A 15,783-nucleotide genomic window follows, 5' to 3' on the forward strand; every position below is an offset into this window, starting at 1 on the left:
AAGCTCCTTTAGTGGATATTGTCCTTTTCCTGAGGAAGCATGAGAGGGCCAAAATTTTCCTCATAGGTTTGAATGTTGTTTTCCAGAGCCTTGAGAAGCATTTTGGCGTTTCGTGGTGTCATGATAATGCGGGATACAATGTGAGCTTCTTCTTTTCCCGGAAGTGTCTGAGCAAAGTCTAAGACGACCTCCTCAGGAGAATGAGAAATAATAGCGATATTAGAATAGTGAACGATATCCTCTCCTTCTGGGAGATGAATTTTGAGGTTCTTGACGTTTTTTTCTGTACTCATGTTTCTCTCCTTCATGATCTTCTTGTTTTAGAAAGTTACATTATAACATACCAAAAGATAAAAAACAAATTTCTTGGAAGAGCAACACACTATCTTTTTTTCACGATAAAATTCAAATGCTTGTATTTTTATGAAGCTTGTAGAGAAGATATTAAACAAGGCCTTGAAAGCGCTTTACCGAAAAGAGAGAAATGCCTCATCCAGAGTGGCATAGACATGACAGAGAGGCAGAAGAGAGGTGTCTTCGAGAAGTGAAATTATTTGTGGAGATGGTCCTACCAGGCGAACTCTTGTATTGTGAACAAGGGCCTCTCGAATAACGGAAGCAAGCAGTCCCAGAGCCATAGAGCCCATCCAGCTTACTTCAGAGAGATCAAAAATAAAAAGAAACCGCCCTTCTGACAATTTTTTTTCTACGAATTTCACAGCTGGTGAAAGATTTTCAGCGGAGAGATGCCCTTTGAGTCGAACCACAACAACTCCATCTTTTTCAAAAAACTGTTCTAACATGACCGCCTCTTTTTTTGAAAAATTAAAAATAAACCCCCTTCTTTCAAAAAAAGAAAGAAGGGGGGAATACTTTAGTTACCTTCGTAAACAAAGTAAGAGTTGTAACCGTCGAAGCCATCGAGATCCTTGTTGGGATTGATGGGATCTTCGAGGTAGAGATAATCCTGGGGCTTTCCGTCTTTTGCTTTGTACTGGACACCAACATCGATAACAAACTTGTAGCGAAGCTGCATCTTTTCACCGGGCTTGATGACGAAAGGTACAAGGATTTTGGTGTACCAGGTATCAGGATTTTTGGAAGTAGGTTCGAGCTTGTTGGGGATTTCACTGGCGAAGGTTGCCCATCCATTGAAATCACCAAATACACAGATAGCCTTTACTTTGTTCTTAGAAAGAAGATCATAGTGCTGTTCATAGTGAGCCAAGATCTCTTCCAATTTAGCCTTTTTGCGAGGATTTTTTTCCTTCGCAATCTGATTCTTTGTCACCTGGATCTGATCCTTTGCAAACTGGATCAAGTAAGGGACATTCACACGAAAGCGCACGTAAATGGTGTTGCCCTTTTTCTCCATGATTTCGTAGCTCACATAATCTTTGGTAAGAGCTGCGAAAAGAGAGCTACTGATCAACGAGAGGGCAAGAAATAACCAGAGTCTTTTCATAGTTTCCTCCTTTTGGATATAATTTTTCCTATATATACTATACCACAAAATTGGAAAAAGTCAAGTAGAAAAAGAGAGATTTTTTGGATAAATGTTATGAGAGTGATGAGTTCTTCATTCTGTTTACGAATGAATGAGAGGAATCTTCTCAAGGGGGAAAATATGTTTTGAGGGACAAGATATCTTTTGTTTGAGATGAATTTTCTATAAAATCTTTTGCTGAGAAAAGATTTGACTTTTTTTTTTATCTATGGTATAGTATAGCCGAAAAGATAAATTTTTAAGGAGGCACAAATGAAGCGTATTCTTGTGGGGCTGCTTTTTCCTGTTTTGATGTTTGGGGCAAGCTGGGTGAATGGGGCTACGTTTTATCAGATCTTTCCTCTGAGTTTCTATGATGCCGATGGAGATGGGAAAGGCGATCTCAAGGGCATAACAGAAAAGCTGGACTACCTTACCAATCTCGGTGTGACAGCTATCTGGCTTAATCCGATTTTTTTGGCCAAGGACTATCATGGGTATAACACGATTGATTATTACCAGATTGATCCTCGTCTCGGCAATATGGAAGATTTTGACAGAATGGTAGCTGAAGCCCACAAACGAGGGATAAAGGTTATTCTCGATTTGGTGATTAACCATACAGCTATCCAGCATCCCTGGTTTGTAGATGGTGTCACCAATCAAAAGTCGCCTTATACGAACTACTACGTATGGTCGAAGACAAAACTTTCCTGGCCTAATCCAACAGGGAGTACGACCCAGCCGGCGTGGAATCTTTACAGCGGGACAAACTCCTGGAGAAATGGTCAGTATTACTATGCAGCATTTAACCTTAATGTGCCAGATTTAAATCTTAAAAATCCCCAGGTTGTGGAGGAAGTGAAAAAGATAGTAAAGTTCTGGCTGGATAAGGGAGTGGATGGATTCCGCCTGGATGCAGCTCGTTACTACATCGAAAAAGGCGAGGGAGAACAGACAGATACTCCTGAAACCATTGAGTTTATTGACAAACTTGTTCGCTATATCAAGAGTGTGAATCCCGAGGCTTATGTTGTAGCCGAGGTTTTTGCCCCCATGGAAATCTGTGCACAGTACTACAAAGGAGAAGGGGGTTTGGATGCCGTGTTTAACTTTGATTTTGGAGGGACTGGAGATAAAGCAGTGTATCCTTTCCTCTTAACAGGAAGAACAGCAACGCTACGGACGGCTTTAGAAAAGTATGCTACGGTAGCCAAGAAGGGAGTTCCTTCCCAGTTTTTTGCGATGTTTCTCTCTAACCATGATACGGGGAGACTCTCTGAAAAGGTAAAACAGGTTGCCAAGCAAAAATTGGCGGCGGTGCTCCAGTTTACGCTTCCCGGCGGTGCGCCCTACGTGTATTATGGGGATGAGATAGGGCAGCTTCACGGAAGCAAGAAGAGTAGGGGTGGCGGAGACTCAGAAAAACGTTATCCCCTCTGGTGGAGTGATGAAGAAAAGACGGGAGGATTTAGTTCTGGTGGCAAGTCCTGGGTGGTGATAATGCAGCCCGAGTACTATCTGACAAACAAGATAAATATCAAAGCCTATCAGCAGGATAAACAATCCCTCTGGTATACCTACCAGAAGCTTATCACTATGCGAAAAAAGTATCCCGCTCTCCAGAGTGGAGCGTTTGTCGATTTGCCTTTTGAACAGGCAAAGGAAAAGGGGCTCGACTCTGTTCTGACCTATGCTCGGGTGACAGATAACCAGGTGGTTGTGGTCATTATCAACGGAAGTTCATCCAAGGCCTCTCTCAAAGAGATTGTGAATCTCCCGGTGATGAAAACCGGTCAGTGGAAATACGTTGATGGAATCTCCTCCCAGGATCAAACCAAGCCTGTTCCCAAGAATTTACAGGAATCAGTTGTAAAGGGGGAGTGGAATGTGACCTTGAAGGGTAATGAGTTTGCCATAATGGTGTTTGAAAAGACAAAGTAGGAGGAAGACGATGATAGCAGTATTTTTGGTTTTTGTTATTTTGTTGTGGTATAGTTTTTTTATGACATTGGGTCAGCAAAAGACGATTCTCAATGTTGAAACAAATCCTTCGCTAAAAAATTTTTACGATAAATGTGATGCTATAGCCGAGAAGGGAAGTTTCCGTTTTATAATGGGACTGGCAGGTCTTGTGTTTGGTGTGTGGAATCTTTTTGCCCCTGATTTTGGGCATCCTGAGTATGGTCCGACGCTATTTGGAGCCTTGATTCCTTCTGCTATTCTTCTTTTGAATGGTCTGGTATGGTATGAAAATGTTGTAGATCTTTTTAATATTACTGATGAACAAAAACAGTCGTATCACCGTTTTATCGAGGCTTACAAGCCGTGGGGAGGCCTTATCACTTTTATTGTGGCATGGCTTCATCTTGCCCTCGCCAAGGTGGTTTTCTTCTGACATGAGAGTGTGATGAATGGTTTTCAGGGCGGAGAATATCCGCCCTTTTTTTTTAAGGTTTTTTGTTTTTTGCCGATAGACAAAACAAGAGAAAAAGAATTGGAGGGAGGAAAGCCATGCTTTTTGGGACAAACAGTGATTTTGGCAAGAAGATGGAGATCTTCCGGATGAGTTTACAGGCGACATCGCTTAGGCGACAGGTTATAGCAGACAACATCGCCAACGCCGATACCCCATTTTTCAAACGGGCTGAGGTGACATTTGAGTCCCAGCTCAAGCGTGCTCTTGATTCGGAGAGAAAAGAATCTTTTCCAGCTCTTCTTACTGACAAACGGCACATGGCTTTTGAGGAATATATTGATTATCGTGGTGTCAAACCCCAGATACGTATCGAATACGACTCCAACTATCGTAATGATAAAAACAATGTTGATATTGACAAAGAGATGACCGATGCAACAAAAAATGCCATGCAATACAACGCTCTTCTAGAGGCGTATTCAAGAAATATTCGGATCCTTGATACGGTGATGAGGTAGTAAGGAGGCTGTATGGGAATGTTTAGCGTTTTAAATATCAGTGGCAGCGGATTAACCGCTCAGAGACTCAGGCTTGATGTGATAGCCAACAATATTGCCAACGCCACCTCAACCCGCACGACAGAGGGCGGGCCTTTTCAGCGATCAAGGGTGGTTCTTCGACCGATAAACGATCGCCTCACCTTTAAGTCTCATCTTTTACCGGATGCTCTCGAGCCCGGTGTTGGTGAGGGAGTTCGGGTACTCAAGATTGAAAAAGATGAAAAACCCCCAAGAATGGTTTACGATCCGACCCACCCTGATGCGATCAAATCAGGAAAATGGAAAGGCTATGTCATGTACCCGAATGTCAACATTGTAGAAGAGATGGTGGATATGATTTCCGCCAACCGAAGTTACGAAGCCAATGTAACCATGATTAATTCAGCTCGACAGATGTTTGAAAAGGCACTTTCCCTGGGTAAGTAAAAAATTTTTTTATAAAAAAGCGCTAAAATACTTGCAAAATTTAAAATTTGTGTCATAATAGAATAGTAGTAATTTTTTGTCTACTAGAGGAGGGAGTTTGTATGCAGATATATTCGCGTTTGGAAGTGGCTGGCAATCAGGTGGGCATGGTGCGGACGAGCAAGCAACACTTTGATGATAGAGGTCGTATCACCCAGGCTTCCGATGATCCGGTGGCACCTTTTGCCCAGGTTCTCTTCAGTGCTGTAGAGAATGTGAACCAACTCCAGCAGAATGCCGATGAACTTGAGGAGAAGATGGCTGTTTCACCTGAGGAGGTGGATGTGCATGAGGTAATGATTGCCTCTGAGAAGGCACGTTTGGGTATCACTTTTATGAAGACGATTGTAGAAAAAGCTATTCGTGCGTATAATGATCTGGTAACCATGAGATAGATTTAAGAACCAAAAGAAGCCCGTCTGGGCAGGGAGGGGAAGATGCCAAATTTTGGAGAACTGTGGAAAAAGTTTCTTGAGATTTTTCAGAAACTTACCATGGTACAGAAAATTATCGTTGGAGCAGTGATTCTTGGTCTTGTAGGTGGACTCATCGCTATTTCTTCATTTTCTACTCAATCGACGTACTCTCTTCTGTACAAATCACCCTTATCACCTGAAGAGTATGCTCGTGTTACGAAAAAACTTGCGGAATGGAATGTCAAGTTTGAGACAAAGGACGATAAGTATATCCTTGTGACGGATGAAAAGGAGAGTCGTACCCTTCGGATGCGATTGGGACAGGAGGGTATTATTCCGCAGAACATCAAGGGATGGGAGCTTTTTGATGTTCAGAACTTTACAACCACTGATTTTGAAAGGAATGTCAATCTCCAGCGCGCGCTCATAGGAGAGATGGTGAAGCATCTCAAAACCCTCTCTGATATTGAAGATGTAAGCATCCAGATTTCTTTTCCAAAAGAAACCTTATACACGGAAAATGATGTTCCTGTTACCGCTTCGGTCACAATTACCCCCTCCGCGTATTCCGATATTGCTGAGAATAAGGCAAAAGTGAATGGTATTGTCCAACTTATTGCCAAGGGTATTCCTGGACTTAAACCTGAAAATATTGTTGTGGTAGACAACCGTGGAAATGTTCTTTCAGATCTTTTGGTACCGAATGATCTCTCTGACAGTGTTCGTCTGGCCCGTGAGCAAATGAAGATTAAAGAAAGGGAGCGTGCTCTTCTTGTTTCTCGAGTTTTGAATGCTTTGAAGCGTTCTATTCCCGAGGAGAGACTTCTTATCAACGCGGATATAGAGTTTGATTGGACCAAGATGAAAAAACAGGCTGAGAAGATTATCCCTATTGAGGTGAGGCCAGACAATCCTGAGACCCCGTACGATGAATCCGAGGTGATGGTGAATGTTCCCATAAGTGAGAAAAAGACGACAGAGGATTTTCAAGGGCCTGCCTATATTCCAGAAGGACCGGCAGGTGTGGAAAACAATGTTCCTCCCGGCCTCAAGGACAAGATTGACAGGTTTACCCATTACCAGAAAAACGAAAACATTGTCAACTATCAGAATAGTAAAGAGAATGTTCAGGAAGAAAAGGCTCCCTACGAGATTAAACGAATCTCTGTGGCTGTGGCTATTGATGGTGTCTGGAGAATTATCCGTAATGACACAGGAGATGAAGTAATCACCAACGGAGGTCGGATTGCTCGGGAATATATCGCGGTCAGTGATGAAGAAATTCGTAGTTATGAAGCGTGGGTAAAGGCCGCCGTGGGTTATGATGCTCGACGACGAGATGAGGTTGTGGTACGACATATTCCTTTTGATCATACCAAGGAGTTTGAGGCCGAAGACGCCAAGATTCGTAACAGAATTAGACTGCGCCGAACACTGATAGCTTCTATCATTATTTTGTTTGTATTGTTTATAGGAACGTTGATCTATCGTGCCATTGCAAGAGAACTCGAGCGACGTCGAAGACTCCGCGAGGAGGAGCTCGCACGGCAACAGCAGGCTATGCGTGAAGCAGCTCTGCGTGCCGCAGAAGAAGAGGCTGCTACGGTGGAGCTTTCTATTGAAGAAAAAGCCCGTATGGAACTCCTTGAGAATGCGATTAATGTGGCCCGTGAACGACCGGATGATGTGGCACGTCTGATTCGAACCTGGCTGGCAGAAGAATAAGAGATGGTGGGAGGGGATTATGGCAGTAGATAAGGCTCTCGCGAGCAAAAAAGACGAATGGAAAAAACAAGCCACAGCGGGAAAAGTAACTGCAGGGAAGCGAGATAAAAAGAAACCCTTAACAGGGAGAGAAAAAGCCGCCATCTTTCTTGTTTCCATTGGTCCGGAGGTCTCAGCAGAAATTTTTAAGCACCTCAAGGAAGACGAAGTTGAAGAACTTACCTTTGAGATAGCGCGTATCGACAAAGTTGATCCCGAGGATAGAGATGCCGTCCTGATGGAGTTTCAAGAGCTGATGATGGCTCAAGATTTTATCATCAATGGTGGTGTGGACTATGCACGAGAGGTTTTGGAGAGGGCTCTTGGAACGCAAAAGGCTGTCGATATTATCAACCGTCTCACCTCATCTCTCCAGACCAAGCCATTTGACTTTGTGAGAAGGGCTGATCCAGCACACCTCATCAACTTTATTCAGAACGAGCACCCCCAAACGATAGCCTTGATTCTTTCTTATCTTGATGCTCAAAAGGCAGCAAGCATCTTGAGTGCCCTTCCCCATGAGATCCAGGCCGATGTGGCAAAGCGTATTGCTACGATGGACCGTACTTCACCGGAAATCTTACGAGAAGTTGAGCGAGTGCTGGAAAGGCGCCTTTCAACGCTTGCCAGCGAAGACTTTACCCAGGCTGGTGGTATTGATGCAGTAGTAGCTATTCTCAACAGTTCTGATAGAACCACTGAACGTAATATTATCGAGGCTCTAGAAGAAGACGATCCCGATCTTGCGGAAGAAATTAAGAAGAAAATGTTTGTGTTTGAAGATATTGTTACCCTCGATGATCGTTCTATCCAGAAGGTATTGCGCCATGTAGAAAACAACGATCTTGCCAAGGCATTAAAGGCTGTAGATGCTGAAGTTCAAGACAAAGTATTCCGAAATATGTCTAAAAGAGCTGCACAAATGCTCAAAGAGGATATGGAATACATGGGACCAATACGTCTGAAAGATGTAGAGGAAGCCCAGCAGAAAATTGTTAACATTATTCGCAAACTCGAAGAGCAAGGAGAAATTGTGCTGTCGAGGAATGCCGAGGATGAGATTATTGTATAAAGAGGAAAATATATGAAAGACACTTCGCTCGAGTACCGTCTCCGTATACTTCGCGAAGGGCAGTACCACATAGAGTCGAATCGTTATATTCTTGAGGCTCCACGTGTTTTTAAGAAGACGAGAGAACAAGAGATCGATGAGTCTCTCCAGCGTATTGAAAGCCTCAAAGAGGAAATCCGTTCTCTCGAGAACGAGATCAATGCTAAGATCGAGAAAAGTGAACGCATAGCAGAAGAGATTGTGGAAAAGGCAGAACTTGAAGCTGAACGTATCGTGAAAGAGGCAGAAAAAGCCGCTTTTGATCGGATTCAAAAATCTCTTGAGGATCAGCAACGTCTTATTGATGAGAAACGCAGAGAGGCTGAGGATATCTTGAATCAAGCGAGAGAGGAGGCGGAAAAAATTCGTGCTCAAGCACAAGAGGAGGCTCTCCGTATTCAAGCAGAGGCTCAGAAAGAGGGATTTCGCCAGGGACATGAACAGGGTTTTGCTGAAGGAAAAGAAGAAATCAGAACAATGGTAGAACGTTTGAAGCAGGTAATTTATGCTACTATTCAAGAGCGAGAAAAGATTCTTGTCCATAGTGAACAGCAGATTCTTAATCTTATTCTTACAATGGTGAAAAAAGTGGTGAAAAAACTTACCGTTGAGGAACAGAATGTTGTACTCAATAATGCAAAGGAAGCTCTCGCTCTTGTCCGTGGTGCTATGAGAGTTTATATTCACGTCAATCCCGAAGATTACAATTTTACTCTTCAGCATAAAGAAGAGCTTATCCGTATGATTGAAGGTATGCCTGAGGTGAAGTTTTTTGAAAATCCCGCAGTTGATCGTGGTGGGGTACTTATTGAGACGGATATCGGAGAGGTTGATGCTACGATTGCTACTCAGCTGGAGGAACTCGAAAACAAGATACAGTTCTATGTGCCAGCACGTGTGAAGAGTAAGGGGGTAGATGAGGTTGTTCGTACTGAATCACAAGAATCCCAAATCAAAGAAGAAAAAGAGATTGTCCTCCAATGAAAGCGGTGTATTCTTCTCCTTCTTTGCCAGAAGCTTTTCTTGATGAGGAGATTCTTCCAAATCGAGAGGATGTCTATTTTAAGTATGAGCAGGCAGTTGAACGCGTAGTTCCTGTCAAAACGATTGGACGTGTAACCAATGTGGTTGGATTAACCATTGAAGCTACAGGACCTTTTGGGGCTATTGGAGATGTGTGCTGGGTAGAGACAGAGCAGGGACAAAAGGTGATGGCTGAGATTGCGGGTTTTCGGGACAAAAAGACTATAATCATGCCTCTGGGGGAACTAAGAGGTATTTCGCCTGGAATGAGGGTTGTAAATACCCGTCGAAAACTTGAGGTTCCTGTGGGAAATGAGGTTCTGGGAAGAATCTTGGGAGGGGATGGAGAACCGATTGACGGCAAAGGTCAGATTCAGGTTCCACTCATGTATCCTGTTGATCGGCAACCCCCAAGTGCGTATCAAAGAAAAAGAATTACCGAGGTAATGGTAACAGGAATTCGGGCGATTGATGGGCTTTTAACCGTGGGCAAAGGACAGCGTGTGGGTATTTTTTCAGGGAGTGGTGTAGGTAAGTCGACCCTCCTTGGTATGATTGCCCGTAATACCCTTGCTGATGTGAATGTGATTGCTCTCATTGGAGAACGAGGCCGTGAGGTGAGGGAGTTTATTGAGAGGGATCTTGGTGAAGAGGGACTCAAACGCTCGGTTGTGGTTGTGGTTACTTCTGATGAACCTCCCATGCGCCGTATACGTGGTGCCTATGTTGCAACAGCTATAGCGGAGTATTTCCGTGACCAGGGTTTTGATGTGATGTTCATGATGGATTCAGCGACTCGTTTTGCTATGGCTCAGAGAGAGGTTGGGCTTGCAGTGGGAGAGGTGCCGGCGACGAAGGGATATACTCCCAGTGTTTTTTCTCTCCTGCCACGTTTAATGGAGCGGACGGGAACATCAGACAAAGGAAGCATTACAGCGTTTTATACCGTGCTTGTTGAAGGTGATGATGTCAATGAACCTATATCGGATACGGTAAGGGGTATTCTCGATGGTCATATTGTGCTTTCTCGTCAGCTTGCTCAAAAGAATCATTATCCTGCTATTGATGTTTTGGCAAGCGTGAGTCGTTTGATGGTGGACGTTGCCTCAGAAGAACACAAGCTTCTGGCAGCGAAGGTAAAAGAGCTTCTTGCAACTTATCGAGAGGCAGAGGATCTCATCAGGATTGGGGCTTATGTGCGCGGCAGTGATCCAAAAATTGATGAGGCTTTACTCAGGATTTCCGCTATTGAAGCCTTTGTGAAACAGGGGATTTTTGAGAAGGTGTCTTTTGATGAGACTATGTTCCAGCTTCAGCGTATCTTAGTGGAGGGGAGAAAAGTACGAACTCCGGGGATGCCTCGACCATAACTTTTTTGTTGTCTATTATCCTGAGGCTACTTTGATAAGAAATCCTATATAACTGAGAAGAAGAATACTTCCTGTAATGATCAAGAAGAGCTTTATATGTTTTTGTTGTTGTTTCTTGAGCTGTTCGCTTGGATAGATTTTTTGTTTTTCTTTTTTTCGGGAGAGAATCCACCAGAAAACTGTGGCAACTACGGTAATGATGACAACGATGCTGTATAAGAAAGGAAATTTTGTAGCGAGAAACCAAAAGACAATAATCACAAGAGTTTCAAGAATGATAGTCATAAGAAAGAGCAAAAGGCGCTGGATCATAGTGTTTCCTCCGTATATTTTCGTGAAAGTGTGTTTTGAATGTTTTTTTGGGGGATGATAGAAGACGCATCGGTAAGGAGAGAGAGGAGTGCCTTTCCAGCAAACCCAACACTTTGAGTTCTTATCTGTTTTCGGTTTCCTGAAAAAAGGCATTGATAAATGGTGTAGTTTGCTTTTGTGCCTACCCCGATATATACTGTACCAACAGGTTTGTCAGCACTTCCGCCTCCTGGACCGGCAATACCTGTAATGGCTATGGCGTAAGAAGGGGAAAACAGGGTAAACACACCCTGGAGCATGGCTTCACAGGTTTCAAAACTGACCGCTCCATACCTGGCAATGGTTGTAGCCGGGACAGAGAGGAGTTTTGTTTTGATGTCATTGGCGTAAGCAATGATTCCCCCGAGAAAGACTCGAGAGCTTCCCGGGATATCGGTGATGACTTTGCCTACCCAGCCGCCGGTACACGATTCCGCAGATGCGATGGTTTTTTCTTGTGTGGTGCACAGGTGAACGATATTTTTCCAGAGGTTTTTCTCTCCGTTACCCATGGTGATACCTTTTATTTTTGTTATAGTTTATGGGAAGAGAAAGAAAAAATCAACTTGAGAGTATAAAGAGAAAAATAATTGCATATTTTTTCTTTTTTCCTTACAATAACCCATCAGAAAGTGAAGTCTGACGTAAGGAGCAGAAATATGAATCTAGTGAAAGCTATTGCAGATGCCTTTGTGAATGATATCGCGATTGACCTTGGAACAGCAAATACGTTGATCTATGTAAAAGGTAAGGGGGTTGTGATTAATGAGCCTTCTGTTGTGGCTGTTCAGACCGGAACAGGCTTGGTTCGTGCCGTAGGTAATGAAGCAAAAAATATGCTCGGAAAAACCCCCGGTGATATTATTGTGATCCGTCCTATGCGAGAAGGGGTGATTGCTGATTTTGATGTTGTTGGAAAGATGCTTAAATATTTTATCAACAAGGCTCAGGTAACACGAAAACTTGTTCATCCCCGCGTAGTTATTAGTGTTCCTTCAGGTGTGACGGAGGTAGAGAGGCGTGCTGTGCGAGAGTCTGCTCTTCAGGCTGGTGCAGCCAAGGTTCATCTTGTGGAGGCTCCCCGTGCAGCGGCTCTGGGGGCAAATATTCCTATTGAGGAACCTGCGGGACATATGGTGATTGATATTGGGGGTGGAACCACAGAGATCGCTGTCCTTTCTCTGGGTGGGATTGTGGTGAGTAACTCGATTCGTGTTGGTGGAGACAAGTTTGATGAGGCGATCATGGCCCATCTCAAGAAGTATCACAACCTCATCATCGGTGAAAAGACCGCAGAAGATATCAAAATCAAAATAGGAAGCGCCTATCCCCTCAAAAATGTTGAATCAATGGAAATCAAGGGACGGGATGCAGTGAGTGGTCTGCCTCGAATCTTGAAGATTGATAGTGTTGAGGTACGAGAAGCTCTTCAGGACATGGTAAACAAGATTCTCGAGACGGTACGTCAAACCCTTGACCAGACGCCTCCGGAACTGGCTTCGGATATTCTTGAAAGGGGTATTGTGATGGCTGGTGGTGGATCGCTTCTCCGTGGACTTCCAAAGTTTATAGCGAAAAATACCGGCGTGCCTGTGTTTTTGGCCGATGATCCCCTTGTGTGTGATGTGATTGGTGCAGGAAAGTTTCTTGAGAATATCAAGAAATACGAAACCCAGTTTAATTTGTAATCAGGGTTATCACGCATGCCGGTTCTTACCTTTACCCGACGACGAACCTTTCTTACCATGTTGTTATTGTGTTCTTTTTCGGTGGGGCTTATGGTACGGGACGTTAAACTTCCCCAGATTACGGTTCGTTCGGTTTTTCTTTTTCTTTTGTATCCTTTTCAGTGGACATGGTCAAACATGACGTGGCTTGTTGGTGAGTCAGTAAAGCGTGTTGTGACTCTGGGTGAAACCCAGAAAAATTTGAGTGAAGCGGAAGACAAGATTCAGCAGCTTCAGACACAACTTCTTCTCTTTAGTCAGCTTCAAAAAGAAAATGAGGAACTTCGTCAGATCCTTGATGTTAAGAAGCGAATCCAGTATGATGCGCTCTCTACCCGTATAGTGAATAAAAACCTTGATATTACTTCTTCGAGATTTTTGATAGATCGGGGTATTCGGGATGGTGTTAAGAGGAACCATGCTGTGATTGGGTATACCCCTGAGTACGGTTTTTACATCATTGGGAAGATTGTGGAGGTGAATGTTTTTACCTCTGTTGTAGAGGTTCTCTACTCAGAAAATTTCTTTATTGGAGGGGCACTCCCCAATGGGTCACTTGGTGTTTTGAATGGTCAGGGGGGATGGCACCAATACTGTGTCATGTCGTATGTTCCTACAGAGGCACTTGTCGAAGTGGGAGATGTCATCACTACCTCTGGTGAAAGTGATATTTTTCCTGCCGGTTTTCGTATTGGTTTTGTGGTTGGTATGACAAGTTCTCTGCGGCAGGAGTTTTTTAAAAGACTCTATGTAAAGCCGTATTTTCATCCTATGCAAGTTCAGTTCCTCTTTGTGCTTAGGTGGTCCCTGGTGGCTGAGGAGGAGGGTGATCATGAGTAGATCATGGGTGAAGTGGGTGTGGTTTGGGGTGTTTCTCTTTGTTATTGTTTCTCTCCAGGCGAGTCATATCTTTCAAATTTATCAAGTTCTGCCTGATATGCTTCTTATTATTTTTGCCCTTTTTGCGGTTTTCCAGAGTCGGTTTGTTGCAGAGATTATGGGATTTCTCCTTGGACTTGTGGTGGATACACTTACAGGTGGTTGGTTTGGTTTTCATGCCTTTTTGTATACCTTTATTGCCTGGTTTGTTGGGGTGTATCAAAAGTGGTTTTTTGTGGATACCCTTCGAGGTTTTCTCTTTTTTGTTTTGTGGATTACAGGACTGAAATACTTGATTTTTTTCCTTTTTTCCCTTATAATAAAAGGACAATGGTTGGTGAGTAGTGGCTATTTCCTTGTCTTCTTCGGGGAATGGCTCTACAACTCACTCTGGGCAGTGCTTTTTTTCCTGACCTTGCCCTTATTGTTTTTCAAAGAAGAGTAGATGCGCCCATAGCTCAGATGGATAGAGCGTCAGATTGCGGATCTGAAGGCCAGAGGTTCGACTCCTCTTGGGCGCGTTTTCTTTTTTGGAGAGGTGCCAGAGTGGTCGATTGGGTCTGACTCGAAATCAGATGTACGCTTTTTAGCGTACCGTGGGTTCGAATCCCACCCTCTCCGTTCTTTTTTCGTTTTTCCTTTTTTTAATCCTCTTTCAAAAATTTGACGAAATCCTCTTTCAAAAATTTGACGACTTGTTTGCTTTTGAAATTTTCTTTCAAAGAAAGATATTTTTCTCGCTCATCAATCGGTGAAGAATTTTTGTTTTTTTATGCTATTGATAGTCTTGGGCGATTTTTTAGCAGAAAATTTTTCTCGTGTTATAATTACAACTTGTCTGTGAATTTTTTCAAGCTATTTTACTTGACAAAAAAAATAATAATCTCTATAATAATTAGTATAATAATTTTAAAAGAAAAAATTTGCATAAAAGAAAAGTTTCCTATATATTGATATTAAGGAGGAAATGTGCCTACTTACAAGAAAAGCCATATTCGGGACGCTGTACTGCAGGTTCTTCGGAGTACGAAAACGCATCCTTCGGCTGAATGGGTTTGGCAAGAGGTGAAGAAGATGTATCCTTCGGTTACGCTAGCAACGGTTTATCGAAATCTTCATATTCTTGAGGCCCAAGGCCAGGTGCTCGTCTTGGATGTAGGACAGGGAGAAAGGCGTTATGATGGGTTTACCTGTCACCATGGACATTTTGTGTGTCGGAAGTGTGGAGAGGTTTTTGACTTTGATCTCAAAACTAAACCGTGGATGGCCAGGGAAATACCCGGTGAAATTGAGTCATGGCAGGTGATTTTTTATGGGGTATGCCATAAGTGTGCGGCAAACAGGACCTTTTTCTCTCAATAGGAAACCAAAATATATCGATAAAGGAGGCCTTTATGGCATTTTTTACCTGGACGGAGAATATGAGTGTTGGGGTAGAAGAGTTTGATACTCATCACAAGAAGCTCGTTGATCTTACGAATCAGCTTTGGACTGATGAGTGAGGGTAAGGAGACAAGTGGTAGGCAGGGTGCTTGAAGAACTTTTTGAGGTATAGTGAGTATCATTTTAGTGCTGAGGAAAAATGAAAGAAATGGGTTATCCTGCCTATCCTGGACATCAAGCTGAACATCAGAAGTTTGTTGAAGAGGCAACAACGCTTTATAGAAAATTCCAGGAGGAGATATTTTATTTCTCTGGATACTTTGAATTTTCTGAAAGATTGGCTTAGTAAGCATATTCTTCAGACAGATATGGCTTACAAGCCCTTTTTTAACAACAAAGGTATACGATAAAGAGAAAAATACGAAGGAGGTAAAGATGATCGAACGTGGTCAGATTTACAAGTGTAGTGTATGTGGCAACATTGTTGAAGTTAGGGTTGCTGGTGGTGGTACGCTGGTGTGCTGTGGGCAACCGATGGAGCTTCTCAAGGAGAATACGGTGGAAGCATCTCGGGAGAAGCATATTCCTGTGATTGAGGCGAGAGATGGCGGATATTTGGTGAAAGTTGGGAGTGTAGAACATCCCATGGAGGAAAAACACTATATTATGTGGATTTCTCTTATGGCAGATGGGAAGGAGTATACCCAGTACCTGAAGCCAGGGGACAAGCCTGAGGCATTTTTTGCTGTGCAGGCGTCATCGGTAACAGCCCGGGAGTATTGTAATCTCCACGGTTTGTGGAAATCTTAAAGAAGGTTTTTAAGAGTGT

The 15,783-nt window shown here is 43.2% G+C and carries 20 protein-coding genes and 2 tRNA genes; 17 read left to right on the forward strand and 5 right to left on the reverse strand.

All coding sequences use genetic code 11. The features are described 5' to 3' along the window. Positions 1-8: 8 nt before the first annotated feature. From KDW03_RS08955 to KDW03_RS08965, 3 genes are all read right to left on the reverse strand, one after another. Complete coding sequence (locus tag KDW03_RS08955; RefSeq protein ID WP_408648305.1) at positions 9-293, reverse strand: DUF3467 domain-containing protein; 285 nt, start codon at positions 291-293, stop codon at positions 9-11. Between the two features lie 174 nt (positions 294-467). Then, positions 468-803: an STAS domain-containing protein gene (locus KDW03_RS08960; protein WP_271434743.1), complete on the reverse strand. Its 336-nt coding sequence runs from the start codon at positions 801-803 to the stop codon at positions 468-470. Between the two features lie 71 nt (positions 804-874). Then, positions 875-1,465, reverse strand: a complete 591-nt coding sequence (locus tag KDW03_RS08965; protein WP_271434744.1) for a hypothetical protein — start codon at positions 1,463-1,465, stop codon at positions 875-877. Between the two features lie 294 nt (positions 1,466-1,759). Here KDW03_RS08965 and KDW03_RS08970 point away from each other — a divergent pair, with 294 nt between their 5' ends. From KDW03_RS08970 to fliI, 9 genes are all read left to right on the forward strand, one after another. After that, positions 1,760-3,430 (forward strand): alpha-amylase family glycosyl hydrolase, encoded by a 1,671-nt coding sequence (locus KDW03_RS08970; RefSeq protein ID WP_271434745.1) that lies wholly within the window; start codon positions 1,760-1,762, stop codon positions 3,428-3,430. 10 nt (positions 3,431-3,440) lie between these two features. After that, positions 3,441-3,884, forward strand: coding sequence for a hypothetical protein (locus KDW03_RS08975; RefSeq protein ID WP_271434746.1), 444 nt, complete (start codon positions 3,441-3,443; stop codon positions 3,882-3,884). A gap of 116 nt (positions 3,885-4,000) precedes the next feature. Continuing rightward, positions 4,001-4,423: a flagellar basal body rod protein FlgB gene (gene flgB, locus KDW03_RS08980; RefSeq protein WP_271434747.1), complete on the forward strand. Its 423-nt coding sequence runs from the start codon at positions 4,001-4,003 to the stop codon at positions 4,421-4,423. Between the two features lie 12 nt (positions 4,424-4,435). Continuing rightward, positions 4,436-4,891 carry a flagellar basal body rod protein FlgC gene (gene flgC, locus KDW03_RS08985; RefSeq protein WP_271434748.1) on the forward strand — a complete coding sequence of 152 codons (456 nt, stop codon included), beginning with the start codon at positions 4,436-4,438 and terminating at the stop codon, positions 4,889-4,891. A gap of 101 nt (positions 4,892-4,992) precedes the next feature. Beyond that, entirely contained in the window at positions 4,993-5,325 is a 333-nt protein-coding gene (fliE, locus tag KDW03_RS08990) for a flagellar hook-basal body complex protein FliE (protein ID WP_271434749.1), read from the forward strand. Positions 5,326-5,367: 42 nt separating this feature from the next. Next, positions 5,368-7,071: a flagellar basal-body MS-ring/collar protein FliF gene (gene fliF / locus KDW03_RS08995; RefSeq protein ID WP_271434750.1), complete on the forward strand. Its 1,704-nt coding sequence runs from the start codon at positions 5,368-5,370 to the stop codon at positions 7,069-7,071. Between the two features lie 19 nt (positions 7,072-7,090). Beyond that, positions 7,091-8,182 carry a flagellar motor switch protein FliG gene (fliG, locus tag KDW03_RS09000; RefSeq protein WP_271434751.1) on the forward strand — a complete coding sequence of 364 codons (1,092 nt, stop codon included), beginning with the start codon at positions 7,091-7,093 and terminating at the stop codon, positions 8,180-8,182. A 12-nt stretch (positions 8,183-8,194) separates the two neighbouring features. Continuing rightward, positions 8,195-9,205 carry a flagellar assembly protein FliH gene (gene fliH, locus KDW03_RS09005; protein WP_271434752.1) on the forward strand — a complete coding sequence of 337 codons (1,011 nt, stop codon included), beginning with the start codon at positions 8,195-8,197 and terminating at the stop codon, positions 9,203-9,205. Next, positions 9,202-10,614, forward strand: coding sequence for a flagellar protein export ATPase FliI (gene fliI, locus KDW03_RS09010; RefSeq protein WP_271434753.1), 1,413 nt, complete (start codon positions 9,202-9,204; stop codon positions 10,612-10,614). The genes fliH and fliI overlap by 4 nt, the downstream gene beginning before the upstream one ends. Before the next feature lie 15 nt (positions 10,615-10,629). Here the strand turns inward: fliI and KDW03_RS09015 are convergent, their stop codons facing one another. Continuing rightward, entirely contained in the window at positions 10,630-10,926 is a 297-nt protein-coding gene (locus tag KDW03_RS09015; protein ID WP_271434754.1) for a hypothetical protein, read from the reverse strand. Continuing rightward, on the reverse strand, positions 10,923-11,477 hold the full coding sequence (locus tag KDW03_RS09020; RefSeq protein WP_271434755.1) for a CinA family protein: 555 nt from the start codon (positions 11,475-11,477) through the stop codon (positions 10,923-10,925). Before KDW03_RS09020 ends, KDW03_RS09015 begins: the two co-directional genes overlap by 4 nt. A gap of 147 nt (positions 11,478-11,624) precedes the next feature. Between KDW03_RS09020 and KDW03_RS09025 the strand changes: the two genes are divergently transcribed. From KDW03_RS09025 to KDW03_RS09060, 8 genes are all read left to right on the forward strand, one after another. After that, the gene (locus KDW03_RS09025) at positions 11,625-12,653 is read left to right on the forward strand and encodes a rod shape-determining protein (protein ID WP_271434756.1); all 1,029 of its coding nucleotides are present in this window, start codon (positions 11,625-11,627) and stop codon (positions 12,651-12,653) included. A gap of 90 nt (positions 12,654-12,743) precedes the next feature. After that, positions 12,744-13,532 (forward strand): rod shape-determining protein MreC, encoded by a 789-nt coding sequence (gene mreC / locus KDW03_RS09030; protein ID WP_408648306.1) that lies wholly within the window; start codon positions 12,744-12,746, stop codon positions 13,530-13,532. Continuing rightward, a complete protein-coding gene (gene mreD / locus KDW03_RS09035; RefSeq protein ID WP_271434758.1) occupies positions 13,525-14,016 on the forward strand; it encodes a rod shape-determining protein MreD in 492 nt (163 codons plus the stop codon). The genes mreC and mreD overlap by 8 nt, the downstream gene beginning before the upstream one ends. Before the next feature lie 2 nt (positions 14,017-14,018). Then, positions 14,019-14,092: transfer RNA gene (locus KDW03_RS09040), tRNA-Arg, on the forward strand. Between the two features lie 11 nt (positions 14,093-14,103). Further along, positions 14,104-14,192 (forward strand) — tRNA-Ser (locus KDW03_RS09045). A 348-nt stretch (positions 14,193-14,540) separates the two neighbouring features. Next, positions 14,541-14,933: a Fur family transcriptional regulator gene (locus KDW03_RS09050; RefSeq protein WP_271434759.1), complete on the forward strand. Its 393-nt coding sequence runs from the start codon at positions 14,541-14,543 to the stop codon at positions 14,931-14,933. A gap of 220 nt (positions 14,934-15,153) precedes the next feature. After that, entirely contained in the window at positions 15,154-15,300 is a 147-nt protein-coding gene (locus KDW03_RS09055) for a hypothetical protein (RefSeq protein ID WP_271434760.1), read from the forward strand. Between the two features lie 89 nt (positions 15,301-15,389). Continuing rightward, positions 15,390-15,764 carry a desulfoferrodoxin gene (locus KDW03_RS09060; RefSeq protein ID WP_271434761.1) on the forward strand — a complete coding sequence of 125 codons (375 nt, stop codon included), beginning with the start codon at positions 15,390-15,392 and terminating at the stop codon, positions 15,762-15,764. Positions 15,765-15,783 lie beyond the last annotated feature (19 nt).

Origin of the sequence: Thermospira aquatica, assembly GCF_023525255.1 — a bacterium.
Lineage (GTDB): Bacteria > Spirochaetota > Brevinematia > Brevinematales > Thermospiraceae > Thermospira > Thermospira aquatica.